Origin of the sequence: Tahibacter aquaticus (genome assembly GCF_004363655.1) — a bacterium.
Classification (GTDB): Bacteria; Pseudomonadota; Gammaproteobacteria; order Xanthomonadales; family Rhodanobacteraceae; genus Tahibacter; species Tahibacter aquaticus.
Genome location: NZ_SNZH01000004.1, coordinates 180,912 through 197,825 on the forward strand (window position 1 = coordinate 180,912; position 16,914 = coordinate 197,825).

11 protein-coding genes are annotated in these 16,914 nt (G+C 64.7%); 7 read left to right on the plus strand and 4 right to left on the minus strand.

What is annotated here, in order from left to right:
• Nucleotides 1-124 precede the first annotated feature (124 nt).
• The 6 genes from DFR29_RS08195 to DFR29_RS08220 all read left to right on the plus strand — a co-directional run bounded on the left by DFR29_RS08195 (nt 125) and on the right by DFR29_RS08220 (nt 6,938).
• Nucleotides 125-925 (plus strand): cytochrome C assembly family protein, encoded by an 801-nt coding sequence (locus DFR29_RS08195; RefSeq protein ID WP_133818096.1) that lies wholly within the window; start codon nt 125-127, stop codon nt 923-925.
• Nucleotides 926-1,192: 267 nt separating this feature from the next.
• A complete protein-coding gene (locus tag DFR29_RS08200) occupies nt 1,193-1,561 on the plus strand; it encodes a PilZ domain-containing protein (protein ID WP_133818097.1) in 369 nt (122 codons plus the stop codon).
• A gap of 134 nt (nt 1,562-1,695) precedes the next feature.
• Complete coding sequence (locus tag DFR29_RS08205) at nt 1,696-2,310, plus strand: GNAT family N-acetyltransferase (RefSeq protein WP_166653956.1); 615 nt, start codon at nt 1,696-1,698, stop codon at nt 2,308-2,310.
• 106 nt (nt 2,311-2,416) lie between these two features.
• Nucleotides 2,417-5,866 (plus strand): transcription-repair coupling factor, encoded by a 3,450-nt coding sequence (gene mfd / locus DFR29_RS08210; protein ID WP_133818099.1) that lies wholly within the window; start codon nt 2,417-2,419, stop codon nt 5,864-5,866.
• 55 nt (nt 5,867-5,921) lie between these two features.
• On the plus strand, nt 5,922-6,404 hold the full coding sequence (locus DFR29_RS08215; protein WP_133818100.1) for a cupin domain-containing protein: 483 nt from the start codon (nt 5,922-5,924) through the stop codon (nt 6,402-6,404).
• Between the two features lie 3 nt (nt 6,405-6,407).
• The gene (locus tag DFR29_RS08220; RefSeq protein ID WP_133818101.1) at nt 6,408-6,938 is read left to right on the plus strand and encodes a YaeQ family protein; all 531 of its coding nucleotides are present in this window, start codon (nt 6,408-6,410) and stop codon (nt 6,936-6,938) included.
• Between the two features lie 222 nt (nt 6,939-7,160).
• Here the strand turns inward: DFR29_RS08220 and DFR29_RS08225 are convergent, their stop codons facing one another.
• The 4 genes from DFR29_RS08225 to DFR29_RS08240 all read right to left on the minus strand — a co-directional run bounded on the left by DFR29_RS08225 (nt 7,161) and on the right by DFR29_RS08240 (nt 15,454).
• A complete protein-coding gene (locus DFR29_RS08225; RefSeq protein WP_166653957.1) occupies nt 7,161-9,425 on the minus strand; it encodes an RCC1 domain-containing protein in 2,265 nt (754 codons plus the stop codon).
• Between the two features lie 186 nt (nt 9,426-9,611).
• On the minus strand, nt 9,612-10,505 hold the full coding sequence (locus tag DFR29_RS08230) for a 1-acylglycerol-3-phosphate O-acyltransferase, YihG family (protein WP_133818103.1): 894 nt from the start codon (nt 10,503-10,505) through the stop codon (nt 9,612-9,614).
• A gap of 172 nt (nt 10,506-10,677) precedes the next feature.
• A complete protein-coding gene (locus DFR29_RS08235; RefSeq protein WP_133818104.1) occupies nt 10,678-13,530 on the minus strand; it encodes a winged helix-turn-helix domain-containing protein in 2,853 nt (950 codons plus the stop codon).
• 592 nt (nt 13,531-14,122) lie between these two features.
• Complete coding sequence (locus tag DFR29_RS08240) at nt 14,123-15,454, minus strand: M28 family metallopeptidase (RefSeq protein WP_133818105.1); 1,332 nt, start codon at nt 15,452-15,454, stop codon at nt 14,123-14,125.
• Between the two features lie 478 nt (nt 15,455-15,932).
• Between DFR29_RS08240 and DFR29_RS08245 the strand changes: the two genes are divergently transcribed.
• Nucleotides 15,933-16,850 carry a Cif family virulence factor gene (locus DFR29_RS08245; protein WP_133818106.1) on the plus strand — a complete coding sequence of 306 codons (918 nt, stop codon included), beginning with the start codon at nt 15,933-15,935 and terminating at the stop codon, nt 16,848-16,850.
• Nucleotides 16,851-16,914: the final 64 nt, after the last annotated feature.

A 16,914-nucleotide genomic window follows, 5' to 3' on the forward strand; every position in this document is an offset into this window, starting at 1 on the left:
CGGCGCGAACGCTGGCGGCGCCGCGTGCACCGTTTGACCGGTTTGTTGCATTCGCACGGCAAGGCCCTGGAAAAGTGCGCGCGCAAGGCCACAGCCCGCCTCCTGCTGTGCCAAACTCGCCGGCATGCTGATTTCCGTCCTGGCCGCGCTGGCGGTCATTGCTTATCTTGCCGCCGCCCTGCTGGTCGCCCTGCCGGCGCTGAGCGCGAAGACCTTGCCGCGTTCGCTGGGCTTGGTCGTGGCCGGCATCGGCGTGATCGCGCACGCGGCCTATCTGCTTGGCGCTCATCGCGGCGGCCTGGATCTGCACTTCTTTGCCGCGTTGTCCTTCGTTTCGGCGCTGATCGCGGCCACCACGCTCGTCGTCAACCTGGTACGGCCGGTCGCAGCGCTGGGCGTTATTGTGTTCCCGCTCGCCGCCTGCCTGCTGTTCATCGACGCCTGGATCGCGCCACCGACCCAGCCCAACGCGATGGGCTGGCAGATCAAGCTGCACGTGATAGTCGCCCTGCTCGGCTATGCCGTGCTCAGCGTCTCGGCCGTGCTGGCCCTGCTGCTGCTGGCGCAGGAACGCGCGCTGCGCAACCGCAATGTCGCCAGTCACTGGCTGCGTGTGCTGCCGCCGCTCACCCTGACCGAAGCACTGATGTTCCGCCTGGTCGGCGCGGGTTTCGTACTGCTGACCGGTACCCTGCTCAGTGGCGTGCTGTTCGTGGAAAACCTGTTCGCCCAGCACTTGGTGCACAAGACCTTCCTGTCTATTGTCGCCTGGGTGGTCTTCGGCACTTTGCTGCTCGGACGCTGGCGCTTCGGCTGGCGCGGCCGCCGTGCGGTACGCCTGCTGCTCAGCGGTATGGGCGTGCTGCTGCTGGCCTTCTTCGGCAGCAAATTTGTGCTCGAACTGCTGCTGGCGCGCACGCCGTAGCGAAGCCACGGGCCGGGCTGCCACAGCCACAGTACGCTTTGCGCGACATCGCAGTGCGCCTGACGATGTCGGGTTTCCACGCAACCGATGCGGCGAGCCGATTGTCGGCCCTGCCTTCCGTGCAGAGGCTCACCGCAGCGGCATAGCGACAGGCGTCGCGGTTTGCGGCGACGCATGACCGAAGACGCTTGCCGGCCGCGCACGCCCAGCGCAGAATCCCGGTCCAGCAGATACTTATGTGATTGACTTGAGGCCATTTCGCAGCCCATGAAGTCCGATCCAGCCGCCGAACGCCGCCGCTTCCAGCGCTTCAATTTCGAAGGTACGGTGCGCCTGTATTCGGGCACTGCAATGTGGGAAACCAAGTTGGTCGACGTATCGCTCAAGGGCGTGCTGATCGAGCGCCCAGCCGAGTGGAACGGCAAGATCGGCGGCGGCTACCGCATGGACCTGCGCATCAATAACAGCGTGATCATCAGCATGGGGGTGTCCATCGCCCACATCATGCCGCACCGCCTGGGCTGTCGCTGGGAGAAGATCGACCTGGACAGCTTTGCCCAGCTCAAGCGCCTGATCGAATTGAACCTGGGTGACCCGGCCCTGCTCAATCGCGAGCTGTCGGCTCTGGGCAGCTGAGTCCGGCAGGAAATTGCGGAGCCAGACACTGCTGTGCGCGAGTATCGAATCATCCACTAGACCAAAGTCGTAAGCAGTCGTCGTCATTGCGGTTTAGATGGCCTGCTCCAGTACCCTGGTGCATGTTGCAGTGCATGAAAACCGCCGCCAGTGTCACCCTTCCCATGAGCACTTACCGGTCCCGCACCCGACCGCCCGAACGCCTGCGCTTCGGTGCCGCAAACGACGCGCCCATGCCCGACGGCGAAATATTCACCAGCCGCGACGGCAGCCGCCTGAGCATCCGCCCTATCCATCCCGATGACGTTGCTGCACTGCAGCGGGGCTTCGCCCAATTGCAGCCTGACGAAGTGCGCATGCGTTTCCTGCACACCTTGACCGAACTGCCCGACCAGTTGGCGCAACGCCTGTGCAACCTCGACCCGGAACAGGAACTGGCCTACGTTCTGGTCGGCCCGGCCGACACGACCGAACCTGAAATCCACGGCGTGGCGCGTGCCTACATCGACCCCACCACCGACAGCGCGGAATTCGCCCTGATCGTACAGCGCCGCTTTACCGGGCAAGGCCTCGGCAGCCGCTTGCTCAACAAGGTCATCGCCAGTTGCCGCCACCGCGGCGTGCACGAGATCTGGGGCGACGTGCTGACCGAAAACCACGCCATGCTCGAACTCTGCGATGAATTCGGCTTTCGCCGCGAAAGCGTATTCCACGATGCCTCGCTGACCCGGGTACGGCTGGCCCTGTAGGCCGGTGGCAGACTCCGCCGCCCCGCAACGCCGGCTTGGCGACAACTGTTAGACTGCGCGGTCCTGCCGCCGGCACACCTGCCGGCGGCGCACTTCCTGTACCGCGATGAACCCTATCCTGCTTCCCGCTCTTCCCACCTCCGCCAAGGTTCGCCGCTACTGGGAGAATCCGCCCGGCTCGGCCCTGGCCCTGGTACTCGAAGAGCTGGGGCGCAAGCATTCCGGCCTGGTCGTGGCGGTGACGCGCGATACGCAGTCGGCACATGCGCTGGAAACCGAGCTGGTCAGCTTTGCCGACAACGGCGTGGAAATCTTGCATTTTCCCGATTGGGAAACCCTGCCCTACGACCTGTTTGCGCCACACCCGGAAATCGTTTCGCAGCGCATCGCCACGCTGTACCGCCTGCCTGCGCTGACCCGCGGCATCCTGGTCGTGCCGGTGGCGACGCTGCTTCAGCGACTGGCCCCGCGCAGCTATATCGGCGGCACCAGTCTCGCCCTTGACGTAGGGCAGAAGCTCGACCTGGGTGCAGAGCAGCGGCGTCTCGAAGCTGCCGGCTACCGGCATGTGCCGCAGGTGCTGGAGCCGGGCGACTTCGCCGTACGCGGCGCCCTGATCGATATTTACCCGATGGGCGCGGCCGAGCCGTACCGCATCGAGCTGTTCGACGAGGAAATCGAATCGATCCGCAATTTCGATGCGGAAACCCAGCGCTCGCTGCACAAGGTGCAGTCGGTCAAGCTGCTGCCGGGGCGCGAATTTCCGCTCACCGACGAATCGGCCAAAACGTTCCGCACGCGCCTGCGCGAGCGTTTTCCTATCGACATCCGGCGTTGTCCGCTATACCAGGACATCAAGGAAGGCACCACGCCGGCCGGCATCGACTACTACCTGCCGCTGTTCTTCGATCAGACGGCAACGCTGTTCGACTATCTGTCCAGCGACTCGCTGTTCGTGCTCGGCGACGGCGCGCTGGAGGCAGCCGAACAATTCTGGCGCCAGACCGCCGACCGCTACGACCAGCGCGCCCACGATATCGAACGTCCGGTGCTGCCGCCGGCAGAGCTGTACCTGGCACCGGAGCAACTGCGCGAACGCCTCAACCGCGAGCTGCGCATCGAGCTGGTCGCGCGCGGACATAATGAACATGTACAAACCCTGGGCCTGCAGCCAGCGCCCAGCCTGCCGATCAACCGCAAGGGCGACGCGCCGGCGCAGGAACTGATCCATTTCCTGGCGGCCTATCCCGGCCGCGTGCTGATCGCCGCCGACTCGGCCGGCCGGCGCGAGGCCTTGATCGAACAGTTGCACGCCCACGGCCTGCGCCCGCAGACGCTGGCATCGTGGCAGGAGTTCGCCCACGGCGAGCAGCGTTTCGCCATTGCGGTAGCGCCGCTGGCGGCGGGCTTCGCGCTGGACCAGCCAGCACTGGCCGTGCTGACCGAACGCGAACTGTTCGGCGAGCGTGTGCAGCAGCAGCGCCGGCGCAAGCGCGCCGCCCGCGATCCGGAAACCATCATTCGCGATCTGACCGAACTCGGTCTGGGCTCGCCCATCGTGCATGTGGATCACGGCGTAGGCCGTTACCAGGGACTGATCAAGCTTGATGTCGGCGGCAGCGCGAACGAATTTCTCGCGATCGAATACGCCAAGGGCGACAAGCTGTATGTGCCGGTAGCTCAGCTCAACCTGGTATCGCGCTATTCCGGCACCTCGCCGGACTTGGCGCCGCTGCATTCCCTCGGCGGCGACGCCTGGGACAGGGCCAAGCGCAAAGCCGCGGAAAAAGTCCGCGACGTCGCTGCGGAGCTGCTGGCCATCTACGCCCAGCGCGAGGCGCGCCAGGGCGAAGCCCTGTCCATCGACCGGGTCAGCTACGAGCAGTTCGCTGCTGCTTTCCAGTTCGAGGAAACACCCGACCAGATCAACGCGATCGATGCCGTACTGGCCGATCTGGCCTCGAGCAAGCCGATGGACCGCGTGGTCTGCGGCGACGTCGGCTTCGGCAAGACCGAAGTCGCCCTGCGCGCCGCCTTCGTTACCGCCATGGCCGGCAAACAGGTCGCCGTCCTGGTGCCGACCACGCTGCTGGCCCAGCAGCACTACCAGAATTTCCGCGACCGCTATGCCGACTGGCCGATCCGCGTCGACGTGCTCAGCCGCTTCAAGACGAAGAAAGAAGTCGACGAGGCCATGGTCAGGCTGGCCGCAGGCCAGATCGACGTGATGATAGGAACGCATCGCCTGCTGCAGCAGGACGTCAAGTTCAAGCAGCTAGGCCTGGTCATCGTCGACGAGGAACAGCGTTTCGGCGTGCGGCAGAAGGAACAATTAAAAAAATTGCGCGCCGAGGTCGACCTGCTCACCCTGACCGCGACACCGATCCCGCGCACCTTGAACATGGCCATGTCGGGCATGCGCGACCTGTCCATCATCGCTACGCCGCCGGCGCATCGCCTGGCAGTGAAGACCTCGATCGCCCCCTGGGATCCGGCCCAGTTGCGCGAAGCATTCCAGCGCGAACTGCAGCGTGGCGGCCAGGTGTATTTCCTGCACAACGAAGTCGACACCATCGAGAAGATGGAGCGTGACCTGCAAGCGCTGGTGCCCGAAGCGCGCATCCGCATCGCCCATGGACAGATGCCGGAGAAGGAACTGGAACAAGTGATGCTGGATTTCCACCGCCAGCGCTTCAACGTGCTGCTGTGTACGACCATCATCGAATCGGGCATCGACATTCCCAGCGCCAACACCATCATCGTCAACCGTGCCGACCGCTTCGGCCTCGCACAACTGCACCAGCTGCGCGGCCGCGTCGGCCGTTCGCACCATCGCGCCTATGCCTATCTGGTGGTACCGGACAAGCGCCAGATGACTGCCGATGCGGAAAAGCGCCTCGAAGCCCTGGCCTCGATGGAAGAACTCGGCGCAGGTTTCACCCTGGCCACGCACGATCTGGAAATCCGTGGCGCCGGCGAACTGCTCGGCGAGGACCAGAGCGGACAGATGCAGGAGGTCGGTTTCTCCTTGTATACCGACCTGCTGGAGCGCGCGGTAAAAGCATTGCGCAGCGGCAAGGTGCCGGATTTCGAGCTGGTCAGCGCCCACGAAGCCGAGGTGGAACTGCACCTGCCTGCGCTGATTCCCGACGACTACCTGCCCGACGTACATGCGCGCCTGACCCTGTACAAGCGCATCGCCAGCGCGCGCGACAGCGACCGCCTGCGCGAACTGCAGGTGGAAATGATCGACCGCTTCGGCCTGCTGCCCGACCCGGTCAAGCAGCTGTTCGCAGTCACCGAGATCAAGCTGCGGGCAACCGAACTGGGCATACGCAAGATCGATTTCGGTGCCCAGGGCGGTCGTGTCGTATTCGCGCCGCAACCGAATATCGATCCGGTTCATCTGATCAGGCTGATCCAGGCACAGCCGCGCACGTACAGCCTCGATGGCCAGGACAAGCTCAAGGTGCGACTGGAAATGCCCGGTGCGACCGAGCGCCTGCGTTCGGCGAACGACCTGCTGACGGCGCTGGGCGCACGCAAAACCCTCTGACCGTTTCGCTGCCGCGTGCGCGACGCCGCGCACCCTTCTGGAGTTTGTCCGCACCATGCATACCCGCGCCGAAGAACTGATTCGATCGCTGCAACTGGAGCCGCACATAGAAGGCGGTCATTACCGCCGCATCTACGAATCGGCGAGTCGCATCGCCTATGCCGACAGCGCACAGCGCGCCGTGGCCACCTCGATCTATTTCCTGCTCGCCGACGGCGAATTGAGCCGCTGGCATCGCGTCGACGCGGATGAGATCTGGCACTACTACGAAGGCCAGCCACTGGAGCTGCTGCGCTTCGATCCCGCCGAAGGCGTGCTGACCACCCATATGCTCGGACCGGCATCGCGCGAATCGGCGCCCGTATTCGTCGTACCGGCCGGCATGTGGCAGGCAGCACGGCCGCGCGGCGCCTATACCCTGGTCGGCTGCACCGTCGCACCAGGCTACGAATACCGCGGCTTCGCCCTGCTCGACCAGGATGCCGAGGTCGCCCGGCGCCTGGGCGCGATCGACGACACCCTGCTGGATCTGGCCTGAGCCATGGCACTCGGATCGACGGTATACAAAGTGGAATTGAACATCAGCGACATGGACCGGCACTACTACGCCAGTCATTCGCTGACCCTGGCCCGGCATCCTTCGGAAACCGAAGAGCGCCTGATGCTGCGCCTGCTCGCATTCGCCCTCAATGCGCAGGAATCGCTGCAGTTCGGCAAAGGACTCAGCGACAGCGACGAACCGGCCCTATGGCGCAAAGACCTCACCGGCGTCATCGAGCAATGGATAGAACTGGGCCAGCCGGACGAACAGCGCCTGCGCCAGGCCAGTGGTCGTGCGGGCGAGGTGCTGGTCTACTGCTATGGCCGCGCCGGTGAAATCTGGTGGGAACGCCATGCGACGGCGCTGGCCCGCATACGCAATCTGCGCGTCTTCGAGATCGGCGAAACGACCTGCCGCGAACTCAGCGAGCTGGCCGCGCGCAAGATGGATCTGCAATGTCTGATCCAGGACGGTGCAGTGCAAATGATGGATGCCACACGCAGCGTCGATGTGGGCCTGATCGCGCGGTAACGCGGCGGCGAGCCATCGCATCACGGCTCGCGTAGGTTGGCGGTGAGCCAATGGCGAATCCCGACATCGAGGTCTGCGCCACCCGCAAAAAACTCCGCCGAAGCGCTGTCGACGTCCCGCTGCCAAACCCGGCACCTTCAGTGCAACAGCACTCTTGGTCGGCGCCGCCAGATCTACCATCTTCGGCGCAATTCGCTGCGCGCATCGCGCCCTGCCGAGGCCCTATTCGGCGACCGATTCACCACCGCCCAGGCGCAGGTGCAGATCGCCCTTGCCGCTGTCGTCCATGCGCTCGGTGATCAGGCTCTGGCGTTCGTCGTCGTTGCGCGGCACACGTACGAATACAACGCCGCTGGCACGCAACGCCGCCGTGTAGTGGGCGAACACGGCGGCGTGGATTTCCGTAGCCAGATCCAGCTCGCATTCGGCCGTGTCGGCCCAGGCGAAATAGCGCTCGTCGCCGTTTTTCTCGTCCATCTCCGGTTCGAAGAAATCCGCGATGCGCTGGTGTGCACGACCGCTGGCGCAGGGCTCCCCAGGGCGCGGCACGATGAGGTAGGCGGCTTCGCCGAACAAAGCGCCCAGCCGTTCCTGGCTCCACTCGGCAGCGAGCCGCTTGCGTGCCGTCGCCAGTTCGTCGGCGTGAACGCGGAAGCTGTCCAGCATGTCGTGATCGCGCGGGCTCAGCTTGATCTTGCCGTCAAGCTCCGAAGTACGCGCCATGGCCTGCGCCACCCAGGCTTCCACACTGGGCATTTGTTCCGGCGTATACAAGGCAACCGAGGGATAGCGGCTGCCCGGCTCACCCAGGCTGAAGGCGCCCAGTTCGCCGATCAGCTGGCGATACGCCAGCGGCAGTTTCCGGCCTTGCGCCGCTTCGTAGGCATCCAGCGCCGCGGCATCGGCAGAATTACCGCGCTGCAGCTGCACGCGGACATCCAGCTGCGGCAGCACTGCACGCACGGCTTCGACGGCCGCGGCATAGGCCTGCAACAAACCCTGGCTTTTCGCCGCGGCCTGGAAATCGGTTTCCACGCCCTGCGCGCTGACGACGATGGCACCTTTGCCCACGAAGTTCCGCGCACCGCCTGCGACAACGCGCATGCTGCCGCGCAATTCATAGGCGTGTACGCCAGGCATCAGTTCCAAAGCCACCTGGCCGCGATGACTGCGCGCACTGGAACGGTCCAGGTCGAGCACGGCGACGCGAGCGCCGTCGACCCACAGTTCGGTATGTTCGTCGACCTGGTCGCTGCCTAGTTCGCTGATGAAGACGACACGCGCGGCGCCGGCCTTGACGGCGGCGCTGGGCGCCGGCAGCTGGCGTTGCCGGTCCAGCGCGACCGGCAGCAGAGTGTCGCTGGCGCTGCCGGCCTCGAAGCCGCCGACGCTGGCCGCATTGGTGCCCCAGCCCAGCATGCTGCCATCGGCCAGACGGGCAAAGGCGTTGTAGTCGCCGGCGAACAGCGCCGTCACTGCCTTGCCATCCAGCGCCTGCACCCGGCGCAGATCGCCTTCGAGTTCATCGCCGCCGTCGCCGAGCGTGCCGTAGACGTTGCCGCCGCGCGCCCAGACGCTGCCATCGCGCTTGAGTACCAGGCTGTAGTCATCGCCCGCCGCGATCACGCCGGCGCCTTCGAAACCTTGCAGCACACGCGGTGCTTGCGGATAGAGATCCAGCGCCGGTGACGCCAGCTGGGCCGATTCGTTGCCGCCCCAGCCCCAGACCTGGCCGCGCGCATCCAATGCCAGCGCATGGAAACGGCCCAGGCTGATGGCCTTGATCTGTTCCAGCCCCTGCAGGCGAATGGGTCGGGTCTGCGGCGGGTCGGCGAAATCCAGCGGTTTCCACAGGCTTTGCCGCCCAAGCAGGCCGAAGCGCGAGCTGCCCATGCCCCAGACCGTGCCGTCGCCCCGCAGGATCAGGCTGGTGTCGCCCTGGGCTGCCACCGCAACGATGTCGCTCAGGCCTTCGATCACCCGGGGCAGGCTCGATTGGTCGCGGGCGCCTTCCTGCATTGTGCCTTGGCCGAGCTGGCCGACGTCATTGGCGCCAACGCTGCGCACCTTGCCGTCCAGGCCGATCGCCAGCAGATGGTTTTCCCCCAGGGCCACGGCACGCACGCGGCCGATGGCGCCGTAGCGGCGTGGCAGGTGCAATTCATCGCGGCATTCCTTGGTACAGGCGAGCGAGCCGATGTTGCCCCAGAGCCACAACGCGCCGTCGGCGTCGACGGCCGCGGCAGAGTCCGACGAGTTGTGATTGATGGCGATGCTCTGGATGCGCGCCAGCCCAGCGATGGGCCGGAAAACGCGGCGCGGTTCGGGATCCTTGTCGCCGCGCACGGGATCGGCGTCGCCGCTCGCCCATACCGTTCCGTCCGACTGCAGCCACAGTACCTGGCTGCCGGCAACGATCTGCGCCGATGCCTCGGCCAGTGCCTGCAGCGGCAAGCACAGCACCAGACTCAGGAACATCCTGATCATGAGCAAGGTCCAGCTACGCCTATCCATTAGGCGCCGGAGTATAGCGGCGCACGTTACAGGCCCGGGTGTAATACGCCGCACAATTTGCACAGGACCGGCCGATCAGGTCATGGCGCCGCGCAGCGGCTTCCCGCCCGCCACAGACAGCGGCAGGCAACGCCAGCACGATCATCTCGCGCCGTTGGCCTACGCATTTTCCAGGGCGGCCGCAGTCGCTTCCTTTTCGCGCCACAGTTCATTCAGCCAATGCTGGAAACGGGTACGGAACGCTTCATCGTTATCGTAGTCGCCACCCAGCAGCTCCGGCGGAATCGGCAGGCTGCGCAGATGCACCCGCACTTCGCGCACGCGGCCGGCGAGCAGATCGATCATGCCGGGGCGGCCCTGCGGATAGACGATGGTCACGTCGACCAGCGATTGCAGCAGGTTGCCCATGGCGTCCAGCACGAAGGCCACGCCGCCGGCGCGCGGCAGCAGCAGATGCGCATACGGCGAACCTTGCTGCGCCTGCTTGGCCGGCGTGAAGCGCGTGCCCTCGACGAAGTTCATCACCGATACGGGCAGGTCACGGAATTTTTCGCAGGCGCGACGGGTGGCTTCGCGATCCTTGCCGCGCAACTGTGGATTTTTCTCCAATTGCTGGCGCGTGTAGCGGCGCATGAAGGGAAAATCCAGCGCCCACCAGGCCAGCCCCAGCAGCGGTACCCAGATCAGTTCGCGCTTCAGGAAAAACTTGAGGATCGGAATGCGGTGATTGAACACATGCTGCAACACAGGTATGTCCACCCAGCTCTGGTGATTGCACAGCACCAGGTACCAGCCCTGCGCCTGCAACTCCGCCTGTCCGTGCACCACGATACGGGCGCCGCCGATGCGGCACATCATCAGGCTGTTGCAATCGATCCAGCTGCGCGCCAGAAATTCGATCGCGTAGGACAGCTGGCGGCGCAGCCACGGCAACGGCAGGGCCAGCTTGAGCAAGGCCAGCAGCAACAGCGGCGTCGCGTGCAATACGGTGTTCGCCGCAATGAAGCTGAATGAAAAACCGACGCGCAACGGCGTCGCCAGGATGGAAAGCATGCGAGAAAACGTGCAACGGCCGGAAGCCGGTGCAGCCAGCATACGCGATCAAACGAGCGTTCGCGCTACTGCAGCGGGCGCACACACCGGACTGCAAACGACGGCAGCCGCACGTCGCGATGCTGCCAGGGCGACGCAGGGCAGACCCGATCCCGGCCATCTGCCTCTGGCATTACTTGCGCACAAAGGCCGCCTGCGGCGACCGCAGCGCAGGAACCAGCCAGGCCAGATTGGCCCCGCGCATGCCGCTCTGCGCCATCAGCCGGGCATGACGCTCGATGCTGCAGAGCTGCGGCAGCGTGTCGGAGCCGATCAGGCTGTGACTGAGCAGTTCGGTCAGCACGTCGCCATGCTCGCGCGCGTCGTCGTGCAGCGCAGTCAGTTCTGTCATCGCCTTGTCGCCTTGGCCCTGGTTCTGGTCGATCAGGATCTGCAGGGCACGCAGGCGACGCCGCCCTATCCAGTCGTCGGAACTGACCAGCTTGTCGGCCAGCTTTACCTGCTTCAGCGCCTCGTCCGGCTTGCCTTCGGCCAGGAAAATTTCTGCCAGGGCCGAACGGGCGTCGCCTTCTGTCACGCGCTGGCCGGAGCGTTCGATTTCCGACAACAACGGCACGAGCAGCGCGCGTGCCCGCGACAGATCGCCGACCTGGACCAGCATCGGCGCAATTTCCACCGCGAGCGACCAGCGCTCGGGCCGGATCGACTCGTGCTCTATCTCCACGAGTACCGAGTCGAGCAACTTGCGTGCAGCGACAGTGTTGCCAGCCAGGATTTCCAGCTCGGCCTCGCCGATATCCGCGTACTTGCTGAAGAACGGCAATTCCGGCGAACGGCACCCCTGCAGGGCCGTACCGGCATCGGCCATGCGCCCCTGCGGTGCATAGACGGTCGCGCGCATGCACGACAGGCCGGCGGCAATCTGCGGCAGGCTGCGTGCCTCGGTCGCGCGCAACTGGTCCTCGGTGGCGGCGATGGCCGCCAGGGCGGCGTCGTATTCGCCGCGACGGAAGTTGTGCCGCGCCGTGACCAGGCCTACCCAGAATGCCAGGCCGCCCTGCAACTGGTCCGAGCGCAGGCGCTGCAGGCGCTTCTCGACCAGTCCCGAATCGCCACTGAGCGCCTCATGGCGCAGCAGATGCACTTCGATCAGGCGCTGCAGGGACAGGTCGCCAGACGACTCGGCGATGGCCAGCCCCTGATTGAAGTGCACGATACTTTCCTGAATTTCACCGGCACGGAAGTAGTAAAGACCCAGGCGGCGCAAGGTATCGATTTCCACCGCGACGTTGCCGGCCCCGCGCGCTTCGGCCAGCAGGGGGTCCAGGTGTTCGGGCACCGAGCGCGGCCCCGCGAACGGCTGGCGCAGCTCGCGGTAGAACTGCGCCCGCAATACACCGATCTGATCGCCGCTGGCCTCGAATCCGGCCATGGCATCGTTGACCAGACCGTCATCCACAACCATGCCGCTGAGGTACAGCACGTCCATCAGCAACAGCGCGGCATAGGCGCGCTCGTGATCCCAGCCCAGCTGGCGCGCCAGCTCGATCGCGTCCGTAGCGGTTTCGCGTGCACGCGCGAGGTCGCGGTTGGCCAGCTCGATCTCGGCGCGTTCGATCAACCACGGCAATGCCTGCGATGGCGCCTGCGGCATCAAGCCCGCCAGCCGCTCCAGCGCATCGCGCGAACGTCCGGCCTTGCGCAGATTGGTCGCTTCGGCCAGGCGATAGTCCAGCCGCTCGCCAGCACTATTCTTCCACAGCGCGCCGAATGCATCGGCAGCACCGACGTAGTCCTGACGGATGGCCAGCGACTGCGCATTCAGCGCGGGCCTCAGGCCCGGCGGCAGCCGTGCTATCCAGGGATCGGCCTGATTCAGCTCGGCCTGGGCCGCGTTGGATTGACCCAGCTCGGCCAGAACCTGGGCCAGGTGTACGCGGGCGAAACCGAAGTCGGGGGCATTTTCCAGCACCTTGCGATAGGAGACTACGGCCTCGTTCCAGCGCCGCCGCTGTTCTGCCGCAAGTCCGCGCACCAGTTCAGCCGCGGCTGGCGAATTCAGCAGCAGCGGCGGACGCGGCGGCAGCTGCGGCAACAACTGCAGCATGACCTTGCGGCTGACTTCATCGATCGTCGCCACGAGTTTGTCCGGCGCACTGCCGCGATGAATGTCGGCATCGTCGTGTGGTCCGTGGAAATTTGCACTGACCTGCCATTCGCCGTTGCGCTCGGCCGGCATCGCGACACTGAGCAGCACGACGACTTCGTTGTCGCTGTCCTTGCTGTCCGACTGGGTGTCACCGACGACGATGCTGTCCGACAGGCTCCTCATTTGCCAATCGAGCCAAGCGTGCATGAGCTCGACCGGCCAGCGCGCCTCGACCGCCAGCGAGGCATCGGTCGGCGCCACCAGCACGACGCGGCTGACTGTCCCGCTGCCGCGCGGCAGGAATGCCAACGCCAGCAGCGTGACTGCCAGCAGCAGCGCCGCGCCGACCGTTGCACGCAAGACCAGATGCAGCCGGCCGGTTGTGCGCTCTGCCGGAAGCAGCGGGACAGCCGTGGGCCGCGGGTCTGTCTGGCGCAATTCGGCAACGGGCGGCTCGACGGCAGGGGCTACCGCCGGCACAGGCTCGGCCAGCCCCGTATCGGCGGCCAGCGCCATGTCGGCAGCGGCGGCCGGTTCCGGCGCGCCCGGCGGATCGAACACATAACCCTGTTTGGAAACGGTACGTATCCAGCCTTTTGCGTCTTCGCCCAAGGCTTTGCGCAACAGCCAGATACTGGTCGTGATATTGGCGTCTTCCACCACTACGCCAGCCCAGACCTTGCGGAAAATTTCTTCGCGCGTATGCACTACGCCCGGCTCGCGCAGGAACAGCAGCAGCAGGTCGAAACAGCGCTGGCTCAACTCATGCACACCGCCATAGCGGTGAATGCTGCGAAAACGCAGGTCGAATTCGATATCGCCCAAACGCAAGCGCTGCGTACTCGTCGGCCACGGCTGGACTGATGCCTCGGACATTGATTCTCCTGCGCCTCGACGCCAGGCACTGGCGGCGCCACATTACGCTCACCGAATGCCAGCGTCCATACATCAACGTATGCAACTAACTTGATTGGAAATATCGACTTAATCAAGTAGCCGATACAAGTAAAAATGCGTGAACCCCTGTAAAAATTACTGCGGTTAAATCTCACACTGAACAAAGCGCAATAGTTTTACAACGCACCGTCAACAAGCCCGGCACACGTTCACCCGGCCAGGTCATATGAGTTCCTGCAGAAGGCCGAAAGGTTGCCGAAAATTGCGCTATTGACCGGAAAATTGCTCTGATTGCCCTGAGGGCTTTCCCGAGAGTGCAGCAACGGTCCGCTTCCATACATACTCGTATAAGCGCGGAAAAGTGGATCGCCAAAACCGCGATCAGAAGAGCTAGAACAAAGAAAAAAGTTAATTGGAAAATCAATTAACAATCGATGATCACAGGTACAGCCCTGAGTCACATTTTGATTTGAATACGCCGCCACGGCGGCATTGCCACACCGCGGCAATTTTCCTGCCCCCGCGATGCGGGCGGACGAATCTCACCCGAAAGCAGACACAGCAATATCAGCTATTGCAGATCGGCGAAGATGCGATCCGAAGCACCGGCGAGGTCGGCCAGTACGGCCACATTGGTCTTGAGAATGGCACCGCCCATGGCCTGGGCGTTGACTCCCATATTGACCGGCGTATCGGTGCTGCGGTGGTAGTGCGGATATACGTCGTAGTCCGACTCGATCGCCAGCACCGTTTCCTTGTTCGCCTGCAGATACGGCATATGGTCCGAGCCGAACGGATTGGTGCTCAGCACGACGTTCAGGGCAGGCGCATAGGCCGCCGCAGCGGCGCCAAAGCGATTCAGGTACGACTGATAGGTCGAATACGATTCGTAGTCAGCATTGAGCTGGTTGTCTGCGCTGTAGCCGATCATGTCCATGATGATGACCGACTTGACCTTGGCCAGATCGCTGCTCGCGGTGAGCGCCGACACATGCCCCTTGCTGCCGTACAGCCCCTGTTCCTCGCCCGCATAGCACATGAACAGGATCGAGCGGCGCGGCTTGAACGCGAGCACGGCGCGGGCCATCTCGATCACGCCGGCGCAACCGCTCGCGTTGTCCTCGGCCCCCGGCGTATTGGTGGTACTGCTGCCAGTCTGGTTGCGCGAATCGTAATGGCCACCGACGACGATCCATTCGTCCGGCAGCGCAGTTCCGATCCAGGTGCCGATCACATTCTGCCGGCTGATGCTGCCGCCGCCGGAAGCCGGCATGGTGAATGCCGGCTTGGTCACCGTCAGGCCGAGTCCCTGCAACTGCGTGCCGATCCAGTCGCGCGCGCTATTCAGGCTGGTCGTGCCATAGCTGGATCGATCCCAGCTGGCCAGCTGGGTGACGTCGGCGAACCAACGTGCCGTATCGATCCGGTCGACCAGCGGCTGGACCAGCGGGTCCGGCACCGCGACCTGCGGCGCATCCAGACGGTACTGCCGCGCAATGGTTTCGTTGAACGCCGGCCGGCGCCAACGCTCGTGCGCGGCATGCGCAGCCACAGGCAGCGCACTGCCGCTTTGCAAGCGGCGCAACTGCCAGCGTCCGCCCCGCGCCAGCAACTGCCCCGGCGCCGGTTCGTCGACGGCGCAACCGACGGCGCGCAAGGCCAGGTCGGCAGGGTCCAGCTGGTCGACTTCGCCGAGCACCCCAGCTTTCGCCGTCAAACCCTTGAGCTGCTGCGGCTCGCCGCCGATCACCAGCTGCGTCCCCAGCTCCAGCCACCAGCGCACACCGTTGCCCTGCTTGTACTGGGCAACTTCGGCCGCGCTGGACTGGCGAATATCGATGACAACCGCATGGTCGGCAGTCGCCGCCGGCAGAGCCAGGAACAACGCAAGCGCGGGCAGCATGGGAAACCTCCAGGTGAATGGGAATCTGGTCGTTCTTGCACAGCCCCCGATTCAAGGCGGCAATCCACGCTTTTCACCACAAGAGAGCGGCTAGAACGGGCAGCGAGCACGGAGGCAATGCAGCCGACACGGAATCGAACCCAGCCTGGCGCGGCCCCGCAGTCAATTGCGCAGTTTAGCAGCCGAGGCAACGACAACGGTTATCCGCATTACCACCGCGACGTACAGGCGGCTGGTGAAATCAGCGAAGAAATTACAACGCCGGCTTACGCAATCCGTGTGGCTTCTGTGCAAAGCACGGTACCGACGATGCAAGTCTGCGCAGCAAGTCCGTTACGCCGGTCACGAATTTGCCGTCGGTGGCGAATTGACAGCGCATTTCCCCCCGGCAGCAGCTCTTGTTGCTATACAGCAATTCGAGGCTGGACTGCGTCCGGCGCAACCGCCTTCTGCCAAATTGAACGACTGAGGAAAACGTATGTTGCCGTTGCTGCGCCACCGGGCATTGATTGCCTGCCTGCTCCTGGGCGCCCTGCCCATCGTGTTCGCGAAACCGGCGCCGGCAGGCACGCAGCCGGCGGTGGACACCTTGCTTGCTGCCGATCGCGCCTTCGCCGCTGCAAGTGCCAAGACCGGCCTGGTCGACGGGCTCAGCGCGATGTTCGCCGACGATATCGCGATGCCAGTGCCCGGCCGCTTCGCCCGCGGCATCGCCGAAGTGCGCGACTATCTGCTGAGCAATTCCGACCATGCCAAATCGCGCATCGACTGGGCGCCGCAGCGCGGCGGCATTTCCGCCGACGGCCTGCATGGCTTCACCTTCGGCTACATGACCCTGCACAAGCCCGACAACAGCACGCAGCCGCTGAAATACCTGTCGTACTGGGTCAAGCGCGACGGCAGCTGGCGCGTCGTGGCGTACAAGCGCGTACGCGCCAATGCCGCCCCTTCGGCGCCCGAACCCATGCCGCCGGCGCTACCGGCCCCCTGGGACGGTGCCGCCACCGACCCAGCGCGCACGCAGGAATACACGCGCAGCCTGGACCAGGCCGAACGCGCCTTCTCCGATGAGGCGCAGAAGATCGGCCTGGGTCCGGCTTTTGCCAAATATGGCAGCAGCGACGCGATCAATCTCGGCGGTCCGGACGATGCGCAGGTTGTAGTGGGAGCCGACAAGATCGCCGTTGCCGTCTCGGCCGGATCGCCGCCGAACAGCAGCCCGGTGAGCTGGGCACCGGACGAAGTCATCGTCGCCGGCAGCGGCGATCTCGGCATCACCCTGGGTTTTCTGCAGCCCAACGGCGCCGCGGCCGATACCAGCCGCAAGCCGATTCCGTTCTTCACCATCTGGCATCGTGCAGACACGTCGGCTGCCTGGCGCTATATCGCCGAATAGACCTGCCGCCGCCAAGCAGCCGGGCACAACAGCCGTCCCCTCGCCACGTGATGCAGCGCTTGCC